Below are 16,980 nucleotides of genomic sequence, written 5' to 3'. Positions count from 1 at the left end.
ACTGGCATGCCCCATCATTGCGAACACAGCGAACACGGCTGCGGCGTCAGCCGCCGTCATGCGCTGCCGAGCATGATCGTCATCAGTCCCTTCTCCATGGCGCCCCTCCTTTTCATAGCGCCCCTCATAGCGCTTGACACTGGTGACGCAGATGAATTCACTTTCAGCAAGGCAGACGACTTTGCCCGTTTCCGGGGGCTTTGCTCCTGCAAGCCAGGCAAAATCGCTGTCGCATCTTGAGGCGGCACGGCCTGTCCGCTCCGGAGGGGATCATGGTGCTGCTTTGAGCGACAAGGCCCTGGCAGAGCGCTTCAACCAGGTGGTGCTGCCGCATCTTGGCGACGCGCTGGCGCTTGCCCGCTGGCTGACCGGCAATGCCGCCGACGCCGAGGATGTCGTTCAGGACGCCTGCATCAAGGCGCATGCGGGCATATCAGGCTACGCCGGCGGCAATGCCCGTGCCTGGCTGCTGACCATCGTGCGCAACACCTCCTACACCTGGATGGCGCGCAACCGGCCGCGCGGCATGATGGCCGTCGGCGACCTCGGCGATCTCGACGACATGGCGGCGGCCCATGGCACCAGCCTGCCGCACGAGGACGGTCCGGAAGCGAGCCTGATCGCCAGGGCCGACACGGCGGCACTGGAGGCTGCGATCGCTGCCCTGCCGCAGCCGTTTCGCGAAACGCTGGTGCTGCGCGACATCAACGGCCTCAGCTATCGCGAGATAGCGGCCATGCTCGACGTGCCGATGGGTACGGTGATGTCCAGGCTGGCCCGCGCCCGCGGCCTGCTGGCGTCCGAACTGGGGAGAGCGCCATGACCGGCCATGACGATGGACTGCCCAATGATCCCGAAGGTGTCAGACTGATGATCCACGCCCTTGTTGATGGCGAGCTTGATGCGGCGGCGGCCCTTGCGGTGGAGCGTCGCATCGCCGCCGATCCCCGGCTTGCCGCCGAACATGCCCGCATCCTTGCCTTGCGAGGCGCGGTCAGCCGCCTGCCGCGCCCCGACGTGAGCGACGCCTTTCGGGCCCGCATCGCGGCGATCGGCATGGCCAGCACCGAGCAGCCGGCGACAGCCGAGGCAGCAGAGCCGCAGCGCGGCACGCCGTCGGCGCTGCCGGGCTTGATTGCCGGCGCTGGCGTCGGCCAGCGGCGTGAAGCCGGGACGCGTCCTTCGCTGGCGCGGAGATCGCCGAGGGCAAGCCGCTTCGGCTCGTTCGACTGGCGCGCCATGGCGGCATCGATCATGATCAGCGCGGTGCTGGCCAGCGGCGCGACGCAATGGGTAATGTTCAACGGCGCCGAAGACGGCTTGGCCGCGGCCGTCGCCAGCGGCCATCGCCGCAGCCTGCTCGCCGCGAGCCCGATCGACATCGTCTCCTCCGACCGCCATACGGTCAAACCCTGGCTGGACGCCCGCATCGGCGTCTCGCCGCCGGCGCCGGATCTTGCCCAGGAGGGTTTCGCTCTTATCGGCGGCCGGGTCGAGGTGATATCGGGCCGGCCGGTACCGGCACTGGTCTACCGCCACCGCGAGCACCTGATCACCCTGATCGCCGAACCGCAGCAGGGCGGCAAGACCACCCAGCCGGACGATCTTTCCTCCGGCGGCTTTTCGATGGTGCACTGGAGCGACGGCGCCTTCTCCTATTGGGCGATCTCCGACATGGAGCGCCCCGAGCTCGACGACTTCGTCGCTCGCTTCCGCAAGGCGGCGGCATGAGCCGGAATGTGGCCGTCGGCATCTCGCCGATGGCCTGAAATCCTTGCGGCCCCGCGCGAATTCCGCTAAGGCGCGCCTTTGTCGCCGGGGAGCAGAAGCTTGGACGATCAACGCGCCGACGTCGCCATCATCATGGGCAGCCAATCCGATTGGGCGACGATGCGCCAGGCAGCGGAGACGCTGGAGGCGCTTGGTGTGCCCCACAAACGGCTGATCATCTCGGCGCACCGCACGCCCGACCGGCTTTACGAATTCGCCAAAGGCGCCAAGGCCGCCGGCTACAAGGTCATCATCGCCGGCGCCGGCGGTGCCGCGCATCTGCCCGGCATGACGGCGGCGATGACACCACTGCCGGTGTTCGGCGTGCCGGTGGAATCGAAGGCGCTGTCGGGCCAGGATTCGCTGCTCTCGATCGTCCAGATGCCGGCCGGCATTCCTGTGGGAACGCTGGCCATCGGCAAGGCTGGTGCGGCCAACGCCGCCCTGCTGGCCGCCGCCGTGCTGGCGCTCAACGACGACAAGCTTGCCCAGCGCCTCGATGCCTGGCGCGCCTCGCAGACCGCCAAGGTCGCGGCCGAACCGACGGATACGCCGTGAGCCTGCCCGCCGGATCGACCATCGGCATCATTGGCGGCGGCCAGCTTGGCCGCATGCTGGCAATGGCCGCCGCCCGGCTCGGCTATCGCACCATCGTGCTGGAGCCTCAACCGGATTGCCCGGCGGCACAGGTCGCCAACCGGCAGATTACGGCCGCCTATGACGATCCGGCAGCACTTGCCGAACTGGCGGCTGCAAGCGCCGTCGTCACCTACGAGTTCGAGAACGTGCCGGTCGCCGCCGCAACCGCGCTTGCCGCCAAAGTGCCGGTCTATCCGCCGCCGCGGGCGCTTGACGTGGCGCAGGACCGGGTGAGCGAAAAGACATTCCTCAACGGCATCGGCATCGCCACCGCCGCGTTCCATCAAGTCGACACCGACGACGAGCTGGCGGCGGCGCTGAAGGCCTTCGGCGGCAGCGGCATCCTGAAGACGCGGCGAATGGGTTACGACGGCAAGGGCCAGCGCGTCTTCCGCAACATGGAAGCCGGCGGTTTCGCCGGCACCTGCGAGGGGATGGGCAATGTGCCGCTGATCCTGGAAAGCTTCGTGCAGTTCGAGCGCGAGATTTCCGTCATCGCCGCGCGAGGGCTGGACGGCACTGTCGCCGCCTACGATCCAGCCTGGAATGTGCACCGCGACGGTATTCTGCACACATCGACCTTGCCGGCCGGCGTTGCGCCGGCGACCGCGCGGGACGCGAAAGACGCGGCGACGAAAATCCTGTCGGCGCTCGACTATGTCGGCGTCATCGGTGTCGAGTTCTTCGTACCGGCCGACGGCTCCCTGCTGGCCAACGAGATCGCGCCCCGCGTCCACAATTCCGGCCATTGGACCGAAGCCGCCTGCATCGTTTCGCAGTTCGAGCAGCATATCCGCGCCATTGCCGGCCTGCCATTGGGAAGCTCGAACCGTCATTCCGATTGCGTGATGGAGAACCTGATCGGCGACGACGTGCTGCGCGTTCCCGCCTTGCTCGCCGAGCCCGACCTGATGCTGCACCTCTACGGCAAGGCCGAGGCCCGGCCCGGTCGCAAGATGGGTCATTTCACCCGCATCAGCCGCCGCGGCTGATACCAGACACGCCTATTGCACCTCGTCGCTGTCCGCGTCGGGGCTGGCGCAACTTGCATCGCCTTCCTCGCAATTGGCGGAGGCGGCGAGCTGCTTGATGCGATCATTGGTCAGCCTGGTCAGGCATTGCGAGACCTCCATCGCATGGATGGACCCGCCCTGGCTGGCGGCGGTGTTATGCGCGCATTCGGCATCCCGGAAGCTGATCCAGGCGCGTTGTGCCACCTGAAGCAATCTCTTGCCATCGGCATCATCGGAGCCAATCAGCGCCTGGTAGGCCGCATTGAGCCTGGCGTCGGCCGCCTGATAGTCCTCGCCGGCACAGATATTCATCATCTGCTGGCTGTCGTCGGAGCGGTCGCATTCTTGCCCTCGGGCAGCCGAGCTCGCCGCCAGGATGACGAGGCAGGAGGAGAGGAATATTCGGCGCATGGTCGTTCCCAAATCGCTTGCGATGGACGACATCATCCCAGCCGGCTCATGGCCGCGCAATGCCACGGGGCCGACATGGCGGATATTTGATGATATCGGGACGCGGAGCGCGCTTGCGGTTGACTTACGGTTGACATGGGCAAGTCTCCTCGTTTATGAGCCACCCACCGTTCAAAAGGCGCGTCTTCTGGCGCGCCTTAAAAATTCGACCCCGAACCGGGTCCAGACCGACAGGCAAGACCATGAAGATCAAGAATTCGCTCAAGGCGTTGAAGGCGCGTCACCGCGACAACCAGCTGGTTCGCCGCAAGGGCCGCGTTTACATCATCAACAAGACCGCCCCGCGCTACAAGGCGCGCCAGGGTTGAGTTTTCGGCCGGAGGCTTTTTCGTCTCCGCCCACTGATGCTTGTCGGCCAGCCGACCTTCCCACGCTAAAATCACTTTGATGTTCCGCCGCCCGGGATTAAACTCGGGCGATGCGGATTCTTTTTGTATTCTTGACGACTTTGCTGGTTTCCGGCGTCATCCCCCTGCCGGCCCAAGCCGGTGATCGGCCGATCGCGGTGGCGGCCGCGGATGGTCAGCCGGCGCCCGCCGATGCCCAGCCAGCGGCTCCGGACACTCCGGCCACGCCGATGACGAAACAGGCCCGGCTCGACAAATTGTTCTCCGACCTGAAGCGCGAGCGCAACGAAAAGGCCGCCGAGCGCATCGCCGGCAGCATCTGGAACGAATGGTTCCAGTCCGGCAGCGCCTCGATCGACCTGATGATGCAGTGGTCGCAAAAAGCGATGAATGATCAGAAATTCGACGTCGCGCTCGATTTCCTGGACCAGGTGGTGACCTTGCAGCCTAGCTACGCCGAAGGCTGGAACCGTCGCGCCACCGTGCATTTCATGATGAAGAACTACGGCAAGTCGATGGCCGACATCGACCGCACGCTGCAGCTCGAGCCACGCCATTTTGGCGCGCTGTCGGGCCTGGCCCAGATCATGGCCGAGACCGGCCACAAGCAATCGGCGCTCGAGGCCTGGCAGAAGGTGCTGGCCATCTACCCGATGATGCGCAGCGCCCAGAACCAGGTCGCGACCCTGTCGGAAGAGCTTGCCGGCGAAGGCATTTGATAGATCAGGAAATAGCCATTAGGCGCTGGCGCTGGAGCCAGCCCTACTGCCCTACCCCACAACTTATCCCCCTCCATCCCCGTATACCTGCATGCACCTGATCTATGCCGCGCTCGCCTTCCTGATGGCGCTTGTCCTTGCCCTGGTCGGCGTCACCCGCGCCGGCTCGTGGCTGATCGAGCGCCGCGGTCCTTCGGTCGGGGCGTTCGCCGACATCGACGGTGCCCGCATCCACTACGTCCACCTCCCCGCCCCAGCCAGTGCGGATCTGCCGCCGATCGTCTTCATCCATGGCGCCAGCGCCAATTTGAAAGACCAGATGCTGCCACTCAGGCCGCTGCTTGAAGGCCGCGCCGAAATGCTGTTCTTCGACCGGCCTGGTTTTGGCTGGTCCGGCCGCGGTCCAGGCAACAATGAGGACCCATCGGCGCAAGCCGCAACCATCGCCGCCCTGATGGACCGTCTCGGCATCAAGAAGGCAATCATCGTCGGCCATTCCTTCGGCGGCGTGGTGACGGCGGCTTTCGGCCGCGAGCATGCGGACAAGACGCTCGGGCTGGTCTTCCTGGCGCCGGCGACCCATCCCTGGCCGGGCGGCGCGACGTCCTGGTACTACGACCTGACCACCATTCCGGTGATCGGCCGGCTGTTTTCCGAGACGCTGACCTATCCTGCCGGGACGCTGTGGATGGCGGACGCCACGACCTGCGTCTTCTCACCCAACAAGGTGCCCGACAATTATCTCGCCGCAACCTCGATCCCGCTGGTGCTGAGGCCGTCGGCCTTTCGCGCCAACGCCACCGACGTTGCCGGCCTCTATCGCTATGCGCTCGCCGCCGCACCGCACTACAAAGAGATCACGGCCCCGACCGTGGTCATCTCCGGCGACCGCGACAAGGTCGTCTATGCCCGGATCCACTCCGTCGGCCTGGTGCGCGACATCCCGGGTGCCGAGCTCGTCTGGGTGCATAATCTCGGTCATAAGCCGGACTGGATCGCTTCCGACCTCGTCGTCGGCGCCATCGAGAAAGTCGGCGGCAAGGATATCGATCTGGAAGCAATCGCCAGGACGGTGGAGGCACGGATTGCCGGCGACACGTATGGCACGGGCAAATGCGCCGACATCAAAGAACCTGAAGCGGAGCTCGCGCCGACCTGATGCGTGCCATCCGAAAACGGCCACCGCAGCCCGCCATTGGGATCAGAGCGGCATGTACGTCCTGAAACACGGCATAAAGAGAAATCCGGAAAAGCGATGGGCGCTGCCGGATCGCATCTTCTTCGGTCACGGCGCATGCGCCATTCTCGCCGGCACCTTCCTCAAGCATCCGCCTTTGGAGGGATTTTACGGCGAACGGATCATTCCTGACGAAGGCTTTTCAGGAAACCATATCTATGTGATGAACGGCCTGATCGCTTTCGACTATCATGGCTATTGCGCCCGAGAGCGGTTGCTCGAACACCATGAAAGAAGCTGGGCTTCGCGCAACGCCGGATGGCGTTGCACGATTGCGAAAGTGGATTTCGATCTGCTCGATAAGACCGAACTCAACCGGCGAAAGATGCTCGGCCCGGATCAGTATCTGCATGACCCCATTCCTCGCGCGCGACGGTTCCTCCAGCGAAAAAACCACGCGGAAGCCGCGGTAAGAGCGCTCAGGACTGCAACGACGCTGGGGGCCGACTACCGGCCGGCTGTTTCCGATCCGACATAGGCGATGCGCAGCATGTTGGTCGATCCCGGAGTCCGCAGCGGCACGCCTGCGGTGATGATGACCCGGTCGCCCGGCTTGCCGAAGTCTTCTTCCAGCGCGATGCGGCAGGCGCGGTTGACCATGTCGTCGAGATCGGTGGCGTCGGGCGAGACGACGCAATGCGTGCCCCATAAAAGCGACAACCGTCGCGCCGTGTTGAGGATCGGCGACAACGCGATGATCGGCACCTGGGGACGCTCGCGCGCGGCGCGCAGGCCGGTGGTGCCCGATGCCGTGTAGGTGATGATCGCCGACAGTTTCAGCGTTTCGGCGATTTCGCGGGCGGCCAGCGAAATGGCATCGGCGCCGGTCGCTTCCGGCTCGGAGCGTTGCGCGTTGATAATGCCGGCATACGTCGGATCGGTTTCGACCTTGGCGGCGATGCGGTTCATCATCGCCACCGCCTCGACCGGATAAGCGCCCGCTGCCGATTCCGCCGACAGCATGATCGCGTCAGCGCCTTCGAAGACGGCGATCGAAACGTCGGACACTTCGGCGCGGGTCGGCACAGGGGCGGTGATCATCGATTCCAGCATCTGCGTGGCGACCACCACCGGCTTGCCGGCGCGGCGCGCGGCGCGCGTGATCTGCTTCTGGATGCCGGGCACCGCCTCCAACGGCATTTCGACGCCGAGATCGCCGCGGGCGACCATCAGCGCGTCGGACAGTTCGATGATCTCGGCCAGCCGGGCCACGGCCTGCGGTTTTTCGATCTTGGCCATGATCAGCGCCCGGCCACGGGCGATCTTGCGCGCCTCGGCCAGATCTTCCGGCCGCTGCACGAAGGACAGCGCGACCCAGTCGACGCCCGTGGCGAGCACCGCGTCGAGATCCTTGCGGTCCTTCTCGGTCAGCGCGCCGACCGGCAGGTCGGTATCGGGCAGGCTGACGCCCTTCTTGTCGGAAATGGTGGTGCCGGCAATAACGGTGCAGACGATCGACTTGCCGTCGCTCTTTACCGCCTTCAGTTCGAGCTTGCCGTCGTCGATCAGGAGGCGATGGCCAGCCTCGACCGAGCTCAGGATTTCAGGATGCGGCAGGTAGACCCTTGTCGAGGTGCCGGGCTCGGGATTGTCGTCGAGGGTGAATGTCTGGCCCAGCGTCAAGACTTCCTTGCCATTGGCGAACTTGCCGACGCGCAGCTTCGGGCCCTGCAGGTCGGCCAGGATGCCGATCGGCCTGCCAACTCTTTCCTCGACCGCGCGGATGCGGGCGACCAGCGTGCGCATCAGCTCATGATCGGTATGGCTCATATTGATGCGGAACACATCGGCGCCGGCTTCGAACAGCTTTTTCAGCATCTCCTCGGAGGAAGATGCCGGACCGATTGTGGCTAGGATCTTGACCTTGCGGCTACGTCTCATTGACTGTTCGTTCCCGGGGCGGCTGGAGCGCCTCCCGTTGCGGGCTCGTCGGTGAGCTGGACCATCCAGCTTGCCTGCTCGCCCGTGTCATATTCCTGGAATCCGGCGCGCTGGAAGCCCCTGGCGACGCAGTCGCTTACGCCGGCAATCTTGAACTCTTTTTCAGCCACGCACATGTTGATCGGGCCGTCCCAGCGTCCACCGCGCTCGGCGTCTTCTGCATAAAGATAGTAAAACCTTGATGACAGCGGTCCTTCGATCAACGTCTTGCAACTCGATCCCTCGATGTGCCACCAGCCCTCGGTGATCCAGCCGGCCTTGGCCCGATAGCCGATACCGACGCCGACCAGGTTCTGCGTGGCGTTGCAGACGCGAAAGTCGGCGCGCGCCGGTGAAGCTGTGACCATCGCTGACAGTCCCACGGCGAGCGTCAGGAGCGGCATGGCTAAGGCAAAGCGCGCGCGCTGCCCGCCGTCGGAACCCATCCTAAAACCCCTCAAGAACCACATCAGCATCTCTCTGCGCCCCTTTTCGGAAAAGTCCGGGCGCATGTCAACGCGCCGTTTTGACCAATTCCAATCGATTTAGGAAGGCTCCCGGCGCACGACCGTCGCCCCGTGCCAGATTTCCCGGGAAACCTTGGCTAAACAACGGCATTGCGTACACGTCGTCTTCGTGGAATGACGATAGCATCCTCCCCGAAGGCCAGCGAACGACCATTTTCCGCCAATGACCCGATCCACAGTTTTCGCGCCCTTCGACATCGTCGAGGGCGACCGCAAGCGAGGCATCGTGCTTCTGGCGGATCACGCCCGCCGCGACCTGCCGGAAGAATATGGCAGCCTGGGGCTGCCGGCGGCCGAATTCGACCGCCATATCGCCTATGACATTGGCGTCGAAGCGGTGACGCGCGAACTGGCGGCCCTGCTCAATGCGCCGGCGGTGCTCGCCAATTTCTCGCGGCTGCTGATCGACCCCAACCGAGGCGAGGACGATCCAACACTCATTCGCCAGCTTTACGACGGCACCATCATTCCCGGAAATTATCCCCTGGCGCAGGAGGAACGCGAAAGGCGGCTCGATCGCTTCTACCGCCCTTATCACGACGCGGTCGGCGCCATGATTGCGTCAGTCGCGCAGGCTTCAGGGCAAGCGCCTTTCATCTTCTCGGTGCATTCCTTCACCCCTGCCATGCAGGGCAAGCAACGTCCGTGGCATGTCGGTATCCTGTGGGACAAGGACGACCGGGTGGCGCGACCGCTGATCGATATGCTGGCCGAGGACAAACAACTCGTGGTTGGCGACAACGAACCGTATGATGGCGCGTTGCGCGGCGACACCATGTTCAGGCACGCCATCGTCAATGGCTATGCCCACGCGCTGATCGAAATCCGCCAGGATCTGATAGCGGACCAGAAGGGCATTGTCGCCTGGGCCGGGCGGCTCGCACCGATCGTTGACGCGATCGACCGCCGTCCCGATATACATGCGGTAAAGATGTTCGGCTCGCGCACCGGGCCGCTATGACGGAGGTTTCGATGACCGAACTCAGCAACGAACAGAAGCGCGACTTCGAGGCCGCCGCCTTTCGGCGACTGGTCGAGCATTTGCGTGAACGGGGCGACGTGCAGAACATCGATCTGATGAACCTCGCCGGCTTCTGCCGCAACTGCCTGTCGAACTGGTACCGCGAAGCAGCCAATGCCGAAGGCGTCGAGCTCGGCAAGGAGCAATCGCGCGAGATCGTCTACGGCATGCCCTATGCGCAATGGCAGGCGCTCAACCAGATAGAGGCTTCGGACGCCAAGAAGGCGGAATTCGAAGCACGGCGCCCCAAGGATCACTGAGCCCGTTTAGCCCAAATGCTTTGCCACAACAGCGCTTGACTGAAAATTGAATCGATCTAATTTGCCGCGCAAAGCCATTTTCTGACCGGATTCGTGCCATGAACGCTTCGAACGCCATGCAGACTGCCATTCGCGGGCGATGGGCCGTGGGGGCCATTTTCCTCGCCAATGGTTTCCTGACCGGCAGCTGGGCGCCGCAGATTCCTGTCTTCCTGACCCGGCTGGACATCTCGAAATTCACGCTCGGCCTGCTGATCCTTTTGTTCGGCGCCGGCGCGGTCACCGCCATGACATGGTGCGGCCACCTGATCTCCAAACACGGCTCGCGCACCGTGCTGCGCTGGTTCGGCCTGTGCGGCAGCCTCGGCCTGCTGGTCGTGGCGCTGGCACCCGACGTGCCGCTGGCGGCCATCGCCATGTTCATATTCGGCGGCTCCATCGGCGGCATGGATGTCGCCATGAATGCGAATGCGGTGGTGGTGGAACGGCGGCTGGGGCGCGCCATCATGTCCTCGTCGCACGGCTTCTGGAGCCTCGGCGGTTTCGCCGGCGGCGCCCTCGGCGGCTTCGCCATCCAGACCTATGGCCACCTCGCCCATGCCGCGGTGGTGACCGTGCTTGCCTTCGCGGCAATCGCGGCGGCGGTGCCCCACATCGTGGCCGAAAACAAACCGCAGGCGGTCGAGCATCATAAATTCGCTCTGCCGGCAAACCCATTGGTCTACCTCATCGGCCTGATGGCCCTGCTGACGATGATTTCAGAGGGCGCGGTGCTCGATTGGGCGGCGCTGTATCTACGGCAGGAACTCGGCGCCGACCTCGCCGTCGCCGGTCTTGCCTATGCCGCCTTCTCCGGCGTCATGGCGATCATGCGCTTTTTCGGCGATGGCGTCCGCAACCGATTCGGCGCGGTGATGACACTGCGCGGCTCGGCCATCGTCGCGGCCGCCGGCATGCTGATCGCCGGCCTGTCACCTTCGCCTTGGCTCGCCATATCAGCCTTTGCGCTTTGCGGCTTCGGCATCGCCAACATGGTGCCGATCATCTTTTCCGCCGGCGGCAACCAGGAGGGCATGTCGTCGGGCACCGGCATGAGCGTCGTCACCACCATGGGCTATTCCGGCATTCTGGTGGCGCCGTCGGCGATCGGCTTCGTCGCCGAGCATTCCAGCTTCGGCCCGATCTTCATCGCCATGTCGGCTCTGCTGATCGTCGTCTTGCTGATGGCCGGTTTGGCTCACCGCGCCGAATTCGCTCCGGATGCCGCGCCTGCCGAATAACGTTTCAATTCCTCGTGGAGAAAATCAGCCACGCGGCGGATGCGCACGCTGGTGCGCACGTCGCGATGCATGGCCAGCCATACCGGCAGGGCAGGCAAGGGCAGGCCGGGTAACACCTTCTCCACCAGCGGATCGCGGTCTGCCAGCGGCTCCTGGCCAAGACCAACGCCGTTTCCCGCCCGCACGGCTTCCCAAAGCACGATCTGATTGTCGGCCCTGAAACGAAAGCTGTTTCGGGTGACCGGGATGCCATACTGGGAAAAGGCCCGGATCATCTCGTCGCTGCGATCGAAGCCGATCAGGGCGTGATTGACGAGGTCGGCCGGCCCCACCGGGCGCCCGCACCTGTCGAGATAGGATATGGCCGCGCAGGCGCAGAGTGCGATATCGCAGACCTTGCGCGCCACCAGTTCGTTCTGCGCCGGCTTGACCATGCGGATGGCAATGTCGGCATCCCTGCGCAGCAGGTTCTCGACCTGGTTCGAGGCAACGATCTCGACCTCGATGCCGGGCTCGTCGACGCCGAGCCGCGCCATCATGTCGGGCAGCACATAGGCCGCTACCACCTCACTGGCCGCGATGCGCACCGTGCCTTCGATCGCCTCGACCGAACCCAGAGCGAGCCGTGAAAAGGCGCTTGCCTGCTCGCTCACCGTCTTGCCGCGCTCGAACAGCGTGGCTCCCGCTTCGGTCAGCGCATAGCCGCTTCGGCCGCGCCGGAAAAGCGTGACGCCGAGCGCCTGTTCCAACTCGCCGATGTGACGGCCAAGCGTCGGCTGGCTTGCCGACAGCTTTCGCGCCGCGGCCGACAGGCTGCCGGTTTCCGCCACGGTGACAAAGCTCTTGATCAGGTTCCAGTCAATGTCTTCCATTCAATAATGAATATCAAAACTGCATTCGTAGTCAATTTTAATTCATCGATGAAGCGATCATATTCACCCTGCAAACACCGATACCGACTGCAACAACCAATCAGGAGTAATCCAATGACCAAGATCGCAATCGCAACCGCCGCCCTCCTCATCGCCGCCAACACGGCTTTCGCCGGCAGCGACAAGTTCGGCTCGGACAATGCCAGCCAGCCAACCGTCGTCACCACCGACAATGTGACCACCACGTCGATCAGCAAATCCGAGGCGACCAATCAGAAGCCAGCCGTCCAGGGCAGCAACCGCGACCTCTTCGGCAGCCGCTGAACGTCGGCCCTCGAAAATCCAGAAGCGGCGGGCTCGTCCCGTCGCTTCTGGGCAAACCCCGCACTTGAAAACAAATAAGGAGACGAAGAATGACCAAGATCGCAATTCTCGGCGCCAATGGCCGGCTCGGTCGCGTGGTTGCCAAGGCCTTCATCGACGCCGGCTTCGACGTCCGCGCCGTCACCCGTACCGGCATGGTGCCGGCCGAGCTTGAGGGCGCCACGGCGGTTGCCGGCGATGCGCTGGACCGTCAATCGCTGATCCAGGCCACCGAGGGCGTCGACATCATCTTCAACGGCCTCAACCCGATCTATACAGACTGGGGCAAATGCCTGCCAATGGCCGAAAATGTCATGGCCGCCTGCCATGCCAACGGTGCGCAGCATCTCTTCCCCGGCACCGTCTACAATTACGGCTCGCCCATGCCGGCGGTGATATCGGAAGACACGCCGTTCCATCCGACGACCGAGAAGGGCCGCATCCGCTGTGCCATGGAGGATCTGTTCCGCCGTGAGGCCGAGGCCAGACGGGTGCGCACCATTGTTCTGCGGGCCGGCGATTTCTTCGGCGGCACCGGCAGCGGCTCCTGGTTTGACCTGATCGTCGCCGCCAAGATCAACAAGGGCATCTACACCGCGCCCGGTCCGGCCGACCTCGTGCATGAATGGGCCTATTTGCCGGATTTCGCCGTCGGTTTCGTCGCGCTGGCCCGCAATCTCGACAAGCTCGGCTTCTATGAGGCGCTGAACTTTCCAGGCCATGCCGTCACCGATCTCGAGATCAAGGTGGCCGCCGAGAACGCCATCGGCCATCAACTCAAGATGACTTCCATGCCTTGGTGGGTGCTGCGCGCCGGCAGCCCGTTCGTGGCGATGTGGCGCGAGATCGTCTCGATGTCATACCTGCGCTTCGAGCCGCACCGGCTGGCCTCGACGCGGCTGGCAGGCATCATCGGCGAAATCCCGCATACGCCGCTCGATCAGGCGGTGAACGAAGCCTTGCAGGATATCGGCATCGCCGTCGCGCCCACCCGTCGCCAGGCCGCCTGATCGAGCTTGCTGGCAGGTGAGAACGGCTGCGCTCGGTAAGGGTCCGGCGGCGGATCGTTGCCGGTCAGATCCTGCCCAGCACAAGCAGGATCAGCACCACGACCAGGATGACGCCGACAATGCCCGATGGTCCGTAGCCCCAGGAGCGCGAATGCGGCCATGCCGGCACAGCGCCGATCAGGATCAGGATCAGGATGATAACGAGAAGTGTGCTGATCGTCATTTTGAGCCCTCGCCGTCTGGTTGCATTCGAGGGAACAATGCAAAAGGCCGCCCGGTTGTTCCCGGACGGCCTTTGTTGCTTGGCCTGCGAAACGCTCTATTCCGCCGCCTTCGGGAAGCTGACTGCCGGCTCGGCGCCGACATCTGCCAGAGGCCCTTGGGACGAGATCTCGCCCTTGCCGCGCCGGAAGAGACGGCTGATTAAGCCGCGTCGCGCGCCGGGTTTGATCTTGGCGCGGGTGAACACCATCAGCATCGACGGCGTCACGACCAGCGTCAGAATGGTGGCGAAGGACAGGCCGAAGACGATCGCCGAGGACAGCGAAATCCACCATTGCGTCGACGGCGCATTGATCGTCGTCTCGTGATGGAAGATTTCGAGCCCAAGGCCGAAGGCGATCGGCAGCACGCCGAGAATCGCCGACACCGCCGTCAGCACAACCGGTCGCGCACGCTCGCGGCAGGTCTGCAGCACCGCGTCCATCTTGTCCCAGCCCTCCTCACGCAACCGGTCGTAGGTGTCGATCAACACGATGTTGTTGTTCACCACCACGCCGGCCAGCGCGATGACGCCAATGCCCGACATGACGATGCCGAACGTCTCGCCCGTGATCAGCAGTCCAAGGAACACGCCGATTGTCGCCATGACCACGCAGGACAGCACCAGCCATACGCTGGTGAACTTGTTGAACTGCGCCAGCAGCACCAAGAAGATCAGGAAGATCGCCGCGCCGAAGGCCTTGCTGAGGAAGGCGCTGGCTTCCGCGCTGTCCTCGTTCGATCCGGCGAGCTTCCAGCGTATTCCGCTGCCCAGATTCATATCGGTGACGGCCTGGGTGACCTGCTGCTGGACTGCCGCGACCTGTTGGCCGGCGGCAACATTGGCCTGCACCACCACGGTTCGGGCACCGTCGATGCGGTTGAGGATGCCGACCGTCGGCTCGGGTTTGCGCACGACGAAGTTCGAGATCGGCACCGACCCTTGCGAGGTCTGCACCCTGAGCTCGTCCAGCGTCGACAGCGTGCGCCGGTCTTCCGGAAGACGCAGGCGGATGTCGACAGCGTCATCGGCACCAGCAGGCCGGTATTCGGAGAGCTTCAGTCCGTTCGTCACCAGCTGCACCACGGTGCCGACCGAAGTCGGGCTGATGCCGTATTGCGCGGCCTTGGCGCGGTCGACCTCGAGAGCCCAGTCGACGCCGGGCGGCGGCAGGCCATCGGAAACATCGATGACGCCCGGCACCTTGGCGATACGCGCCGCGACGGCGCGCGCCTTGTCGTCGAGGCCGGCTGGATCGACGGCCGATAGCCTGATCTGGATCGGCTTGCCGGTCGGCGGACCGGCTTCCGGCACGCGCACCTCGACGTCGACCCCGGGAATGCCGGCCATCACGCCGCGCAGATCGTTCAGGATATCGTTCGCCGATTTGCGTTCGCGCCAGTCGATGAATTCGTACTGGATGACGCCGACGACGTCCTCGGGCACGTCCTGGCCGCCGCCCTGCGTCTTGCCGACGCGGGTGTAGACCGACTTCACGCCAGGCCACCCGAGCAACCGGCTCTCGGCGATCTTGGTCGCCGTATCCATTTCGGCCAGCGAAAGGTTGCCGCGGGCATGCACGTAAAGCAGGCCGTAGTCGGGTTCGACGCTCGGGAAAAACTCGACGCCGGCACCGTACTTTGAATAGCCAACGAAAATACCGGTCAGCAAGACGACGGTGAGCACCATCACGGTGATGGGAAAGCGCACCGCCTGCTTGACGACAGCCATGTACCAGCCGTCGCGATTGCCATCCTCGTGATGCTGCGGCGCCTTGGCGAATATAGCGCCCAGCGTCGGCGCGAAGACCAGCGCATAGAGCATCGAGGCCGACAGCGTGACGATCAGCGTGATCGGCATGTACTTCATGAAATCGCCGATGATGCCGGGCCAGAACAACAGCGGCGAGAAGGCGGCGATACGCGTCATCGTCGCGGCGATGACCGGGCCGGCCATGCGCTTGGCGGCGAGCGCGAAGGCTTCCTGCTTCGGCACGCCTTCGCTCATCCTTCGTTCGGCGAACTCGGTGACGATGATGGCGTCGTCGACCAGCATGCCGACCGCCAGGATGAGGCTGAACAGCACGATCATGTTGATCGTGTAGCCCATCATGGCAAGCAGCAGGATACCGATTAGGAAGGACGACGGAATGGCCAGGCCAATCAGCAGCGAGGCACGGCCGGACAGCGCGTAGAGGATGACGATGAACACCAGGATGACGGCGATCATCACATGGTTCTGCAAGTCCCCCAGCAGCTGGTTGACGAAGACCGACTTGTCCTGCGTGTAGGTGACGTGCATGCCCTCGGGCATGGTCTTGACGAAGGCATCCGACACCTCCCTGACCTTGGTCAGCGTATCGATCAGATTGGCGCCGATGCGCTTTTTGACTTCGATGGCGATGGCCGGCTTGCCGTTGAGGCGCGTGATTGTCGTCGCGTCGGCGAAGGTCGAGCGTATCGTCGCGATGTCCTTGGCCTGCACCACGGCATTGGGCCCGGCGACCACGGGAAGTGCCGCCACATCCTCGGGTGTCTCGATCAGCGACGGCACCTTGACGGCATATTTGCCTTCCGAGCCCTCGATGTTGCCGGCGGCGACCAGGCTGTTGGAAGCACCGACCGCGCCGATCAGCTGGTCGAGCTGCAGGCCATAGGACGACAGCTTCATCGGATCGATGACGACCTCGACCAGATCGTCGCGCGAGCCCTGCAACGAGCCTTCGAGCACGCCGGGCACTTCCTCGATGCGATCACGCAGTTCGCGCGCCGCGGCAGCCAGCACGCGTTCGGGCAGTTCGCCGGACAGCGTGACGACGAGCACCGGAAATTCGGAAATGTTGACCTCCGTGACGACAGGCTCCTCGGCCGCCTGCGGCAGGTCGGCCTTGCCGTCCTGCACCTTGGAGCGTGTGTCCTGCAGTGCCGTCGCCAGGTTCGTCTGCGGCTGGAACTCGACCAGAACGTAGCCGCCGCCCTGGAAGGCGGCCGAGCGCATCTCCTTGAGGCCCTTCAGGCTTTTCAACTTGCTTTCCATCGGCCGCAGCAGAAGACGCTCGGAATCCTCCGGCGAAATGCCTTGATAGATCAGGCTGACATACATCATCGGAATCGGAACGTCGGGTTCCGCTTCCTTCGGTGTCGATTGATAGGCGACCCAGCCTGCAATCAGCAGGAAGACCAGGACCGAGATGGTCAGGCGGGCATTGTTGATTGCGAGTCTGACGATATCCATGACTTATGCCTGCTGTTGCTTTCGGGAGTGGCGAA

19 protein-coding genes are annotated in these 16,980 nt (G+C 64.0%); 13 read left to right on the top strand and 6 right to left on the bottom strand.

Annotated elements, in window-relative coordinates:
* The first annotated feature begins 283 nt into the window (after window positions 1-283).
* The 4 genes from FJ943_RS04790 to FJ943_RS04775 all read left to right on the top strand — a co-directional run bounded on the left by FJ943_RS04790 (window position 284) and on the right by FJ943_RS04775 (window position 3,401).
* Window positions 284-823 carry a sigma-70 family RNA polymerase sigma factor gene (locus tag FJ943_RS04790; RefSeq protein WP_140712657.1) on the top strand — a complete coding sequence of 180 codons (540 nt, stop codon included), beginning with the start codon at window positions 284-286 and terminating at the stop codon, window positions 821-823.
* Window positions 820-1,731 (top strand): anti-sigma factor, encoded by a 912-nt coding sequence (locus tag FJ943_RS04785; RefSeq protein ID WP_140720059.1) that lies wholly within the window; start codon window positions 820-822, stop codon window positions 1,729-1,731. The genes FJ943_RS04790 and FJ943_RS04785 overlap by 4 nt, the downstream gene beginning before the upstream one ends.
* A gap of 99 nt (window positions 1,732-1,830) precedes the next feature.
* Window positions 1,831-2,328: a 5-(carboxyamino)imidazole ribonucleotide mutase gene (purE, locus tag FJ943_RS04780; RefSeq protein ID WP_023773946.1), complete on the top strand. Its 498-nt coding sequence runs from the start codon at window positions 1,831-1,833 to the stop codon at window positions 2,326-2,328.
* Complete coding sequence (locus FJ943_RS04775; protein WP_015315325.1) at window positions 2,325-3,401, top strand: 5-(carboxyamino)imidazole ribonucleotide synthase; 1,077 nt, start codon at window positions 2,325-2,327, stop codon at window positions 3,399-3,401. The genes purE and FJ943_RS04775 overlap by 4 nt, the downstream gene beginning before the upstream one ends.
* A gap of 12 nt (window positions 3,402-3,413) precedes the next feature.
* Here FJ943_RS04775 and FJ943_RS04770 read toward each other — a convergent pair whose 3' ends face one another.
* Entirely contained in the window at window positions 3,414-3,833 is a 420-nt protein-coding gene (locus tag FJ943_RS04770; RefSeq protein ID WP_015315324.1) for a lysozyme inhibitor LprI family protein, read from the bottom strand.
* Window positions 3,834-4,075: 242 nt separating this feature from the next.
* Here FJ943_RS04770 and ykgO point away from each other — a divergent pair, with 242 nt between their 5' ends.
* From ykgO to FJ943_RS04750, 4 genes are all read left to right on the top strand, one after another.
* Window positions 4,076-4,201, top strand: a complete 126-nt coding sequence (gene ykgO, locus FJ943_RS04765) for a type B 50S ribosomal protein L36 (protein ID WP_006327841.1) — start codon at window positions 4,076-4,078, stop codon at window positions 4,199-4,201.
* Window positions 4,202-4,311: 110 nt separating this feature from the next.
* Window positions 4,312-4,959 (top strand): hypothetical protein, encoded by a 648-nt coding sequence (locus FJ943_RS04760; RefSeq protein ID WP_140616674.1) that lies wholly within the window; start codon window positions 4,312-4,314, stop codon window positions 4,957-4,959.
* A gap of 91 nt (window positions 4,960-5,050) precedes the next feature.
* The gene (locus FJ943_RS04755) at window positions 5,051-6,118 is read left to right on the top strand and encodes an alpha/beta hydrolase (RefSeq protein ID WP_140720057.1); all 1,068 of its coding nucleotides are present in this window, start codon (window positions 5,051-5,053) and stop codon (window positions 6,116-6,118) included.
* A gap of 52 nt (window positions 6,119-6,170) precedes the next feature.
* Window positions 6,171-6,674, top strand: coding sequence for a hypothetical protein (locus FJ943_RS04750; RefSeq protein ID WP_140720055.1), 504 nt, complete (start codon window positions 6,171-6,173; stop codon window positions 6,672-6,674).
* Here the strand turns inward: FJ943_RS04750 and pyk are convergent.
* The gene (gene pyk, locus FJ943_RS04745; protein WP_140616672.1) at window positions 6,644-8,077 is read right to left on the bottom strand and encodes a pyruvate kinase; all 1,434 of its coding nucleotides are present in this window, start codon (window positions 8,075-8,077) and stop codon (window positions 6,644-6,646) included. The genes FJ943_RS04750 and pyk overlap by 31 nt on opposite strands.
* Window positions 8,074-8,520 (bottom strand): DUF1036 domain-containing protein, encoded by a 447-nt coding sequence (locus FJ943_RS04740; protein ID WP_174361986.1) that lies wholly within the window; start codon window positions 8,518-8,520, stop codon window positions 8,074-8,076. Before FJ943_RS04740 ends, pyk begins: the two co-directional genes overlap by 4 nt.
* Window positions 8,521-8,806: 286 nt before the next feature.
* On the opposite strand from FJ943_RS04740, the gene FJ943_RS04735 reads away from it, so the two are divergent.
* The 3 genes from FJ943_RS04735 to FJ943_RS04725 all read left to right on the top strand — a co-directional run bounded on the left by FJ943_RS04735 (window position 8,807) and on the right by FJ943_RS04725 (window position 11,204).
* Window positions 8,807-9,604 (top strand): N-formylglutamate amidohydrolase, encoded by a 798-nt coding sequence (locus tag FJ943_RS04735; protein ID WP_140720053.1) that lies wholly within the window; start codon window positions 8,807-8,809, stop codon window positions 9,602-9,604.
* Window positions 9,605-9,615: 11 nt separating this feature from the next.
* Window positions 9,616-9,924, top strand: a complete 309-nt coding sequence (locus FJ943_RS04730; RefSeq protein WP_015315317.1) for a DUF1244 domain-containing protein — start codon at window positions 9,616-9,618, stop codon at window positions 9,922-9,924.
* A 98-nt stretch (window positions 9,925-10,022) separates the two neighbouring features.
* The gene (locus FJ943_RS04725; RefSeq protein WP_140720051.1) at window positions 10,023-11,204 is read left to right on the top strand and encodes an MFS transporter; all 1,182 of its coding nucleotides are present in this window, start codon (window positions 10,023-10,025) and stop codon (window positions 11,202-11,204) included.
* Here FJ943_RS04725 and FJ943_RS04720 read toward each other — a convergent pair.
* Entirely contained in the window at window positions 11,162-12,076 is a 915-nt protein-coding gene (locus FJ943_RS04720; protein WP_140720049.1) for a LysR family transcriptional regulator, read from the bottom strand. The two genes, FJ943_RS04725 and FJ943_RS04720, sit on opposite strands and share 43 nt — an antisense overlap.
* Before the next feature lie 114 nt (window positions 12,077-12,190).
* On the opposite strand from FJ943_RS04720, the gene FJ943_RS04715 reads away from it, so the two are divergent.
* Complete coding sequence (locus tag FJ943_RS04715; RefSeq protein WP_140720047.1) at window positions 12,191-12,400, top strand: DUF680 domain-containing protein; 210 nt, start codon at window positions 12,191-12,193, stop codon at window positions 12,398-12,400.
* A gap of 89 nt (window positions 12,401-12,489) precedes the next feature.
* Window positions 12,490-13,449 carry an SDR family oxidoreductase gene (locus tag FJ943_RS04710; protein ID WP_140720045.1) on the top strand — a complete coding sequence of 320 codons (960 nt, stop codon included), beginning with the start codon at window positions 12,490-12,492 and terminating at the stop codon, window positions 13,447-13,449.
* Between the two features lie 64 nt (window positions 13,450-13,513).
* Here FJ943_RS04710 and FJ943_RS04705 read toward each other — a convergent pair whose 3' ends face one another.
* Window positions 13,514-13,672: a DUF3309 family protein gene (locus tag FJ943_RS04705; RefSeq protein ID WP_015315312.1), complete on the bottom strand. Its 159-nt coding sequence runs from the start codon at window positions 13,670-13,672 to the stop codon at window positions 13,514-13,516.
* Between the two features lie 96 nt (window positions 13,673-13,768).
* Window positions 13,769-16,945 (bottom strand): efflux RND transporter permease subunit, encoded by a 3,177-nt coding sequence (locus FJ943_RS04700; protein ID WP_140720043.1) that lies wholly within the window; start codon window positions 16,943-16,945, stop codon window positions 13,769-13,771.
* Window positions 16,946-16,980: the final 35 nt, after the last annotated feature.

This window comes from Mesorhizobium sp. B2-3-10 (genome assembly GCF_006442275.1).
Taxonomy (GTDB): domain Bacteria; phylum Pseudomonadota; class Alphaproteobacteria; order Rhizobiales; family Rhizobiaceae; genus Mesorhizobium; species Mesorhizobium australicum.
The sequence above is the reverse complement of the archived record's forward strand: the minus strand, read 5'-3'. Positions and strand labels throughout refer to the sequence as shown.

Excerpts from the sequence above, each read along its gene's own strand:
- pyk (WP_140616672.1), bottom strand. The coding sequence starts at position 8,077 with ATGAGACGTAGCCGCAAGGTCAAGATCCTAGCCACAATCGGTCCGGCA.
- ykgO (WP_006327841.1), top strand. The coding sequence starts at position 4,076 with ATGAAGATCAAGAATTCGCTCAAGGCGTTGAAGGCGCGTCACCGCGAC.
- FJ943_RS04715 (WP_140720047.1), top strand. The coding sequence starts at position 12,191 with ATGACCAAGATCGCAATCGCAACCGCCGCCCTCCTCATCGCCGCCAAC.
- FJ943_RS04770 (WP_015315324.1), bottom strand. The coding sequence starts at position 3,833 with ATGCGCCGAATATTCCTCTCCTCCTGCCTCGTCATCCTGGCGGCGAGC.
- FJ943_RS04700 (WP_140720043.1), bottom strand. The coding sequence starts at position 16,945 with ATGGATATCGTCAGACTCGCAATCAACAATGCCCGCCTGACCATCTCG.
- FJ943_RS04750 (WP_140720055.1), top strand. The coding sequence starts at position 6,171 with ATGTACGTCCTGAAACACGGCATAAAGAGAAATCCGGAAAAGCGATGG.
- FJ943_RS04720 (WP_140720049.1), bottom strand. The coding sequence starts at position 12,076 with ATGGAAGACATTGACTGGAACCTGATCAAGAGCTTTGTCACCGTGGCG.
- FJ943_RS04725 (WP_140720051.1), top strand. The coding sequence starts at position 10,023 with ATGAACGCTTCGAACGCCATGCAGACTGCCATTCGCGGGCGATGGGCC.
- FJ943_RS04705 (WP_015315312.1), bottom strand. The coding sequence starts at position 13,672 with ATGACGATCAGCACACTTCTCGTTATCATCCTGATCCTGATCCTGATC.
- FJ943_RS04735 (WP_140720053.1), top strand. The coding sequence starts at position 8,807 with ATGACCCGATCCACAGTTTTCGCGCCCTTCGACATCGTCGAGGGCGAC.
- FJ943_RS04760 (WP_140616674.1), top strand. The coding sequence starts at position 4,312 with ATGCGGATTCTTTTTGTATTCTTGACGACTTTGCTGGTTTCCGGCGTC.
- FJ943_RS04740 (WP_174361986.1), bottom strand. The coding sequence starts at position 8,520 with ATGCCGCTCCTGACGCTCGCCGTGGGACTGTCAGCGATGGTCACAGCT.
- FJ943_RS04785 (WP_140720059.1), top strand. The coding sequence starts at position 820 with ATGACCGGCCATGACGATGGACTGCCCAATGATCCCGAAGGTGTCAGA.
- FJ943_RS04710 (WP_140720045.1), top strand. The coding sequence starts at position 12,490 with ATGACCAAGATCGCAATTCTCGGCGCCAATGGCCGGCTCGGTCGCGTG.
- FJ943_RS04730 (WP_015315317.1), top strand. The coding sequence starts at position 9,616 with ATGACCGAACTCAGCAACGAACAGAAGCGCGACTTCGAGGCCGCCGCC.
- FJ943_RS04755 (WP_140720057.1), top strand. The coding sequence starts at position 5,051 with ATGCACCTGATCTATGCCGCGCTCGCCTTCCTGATGGCGCTTGTCCTT.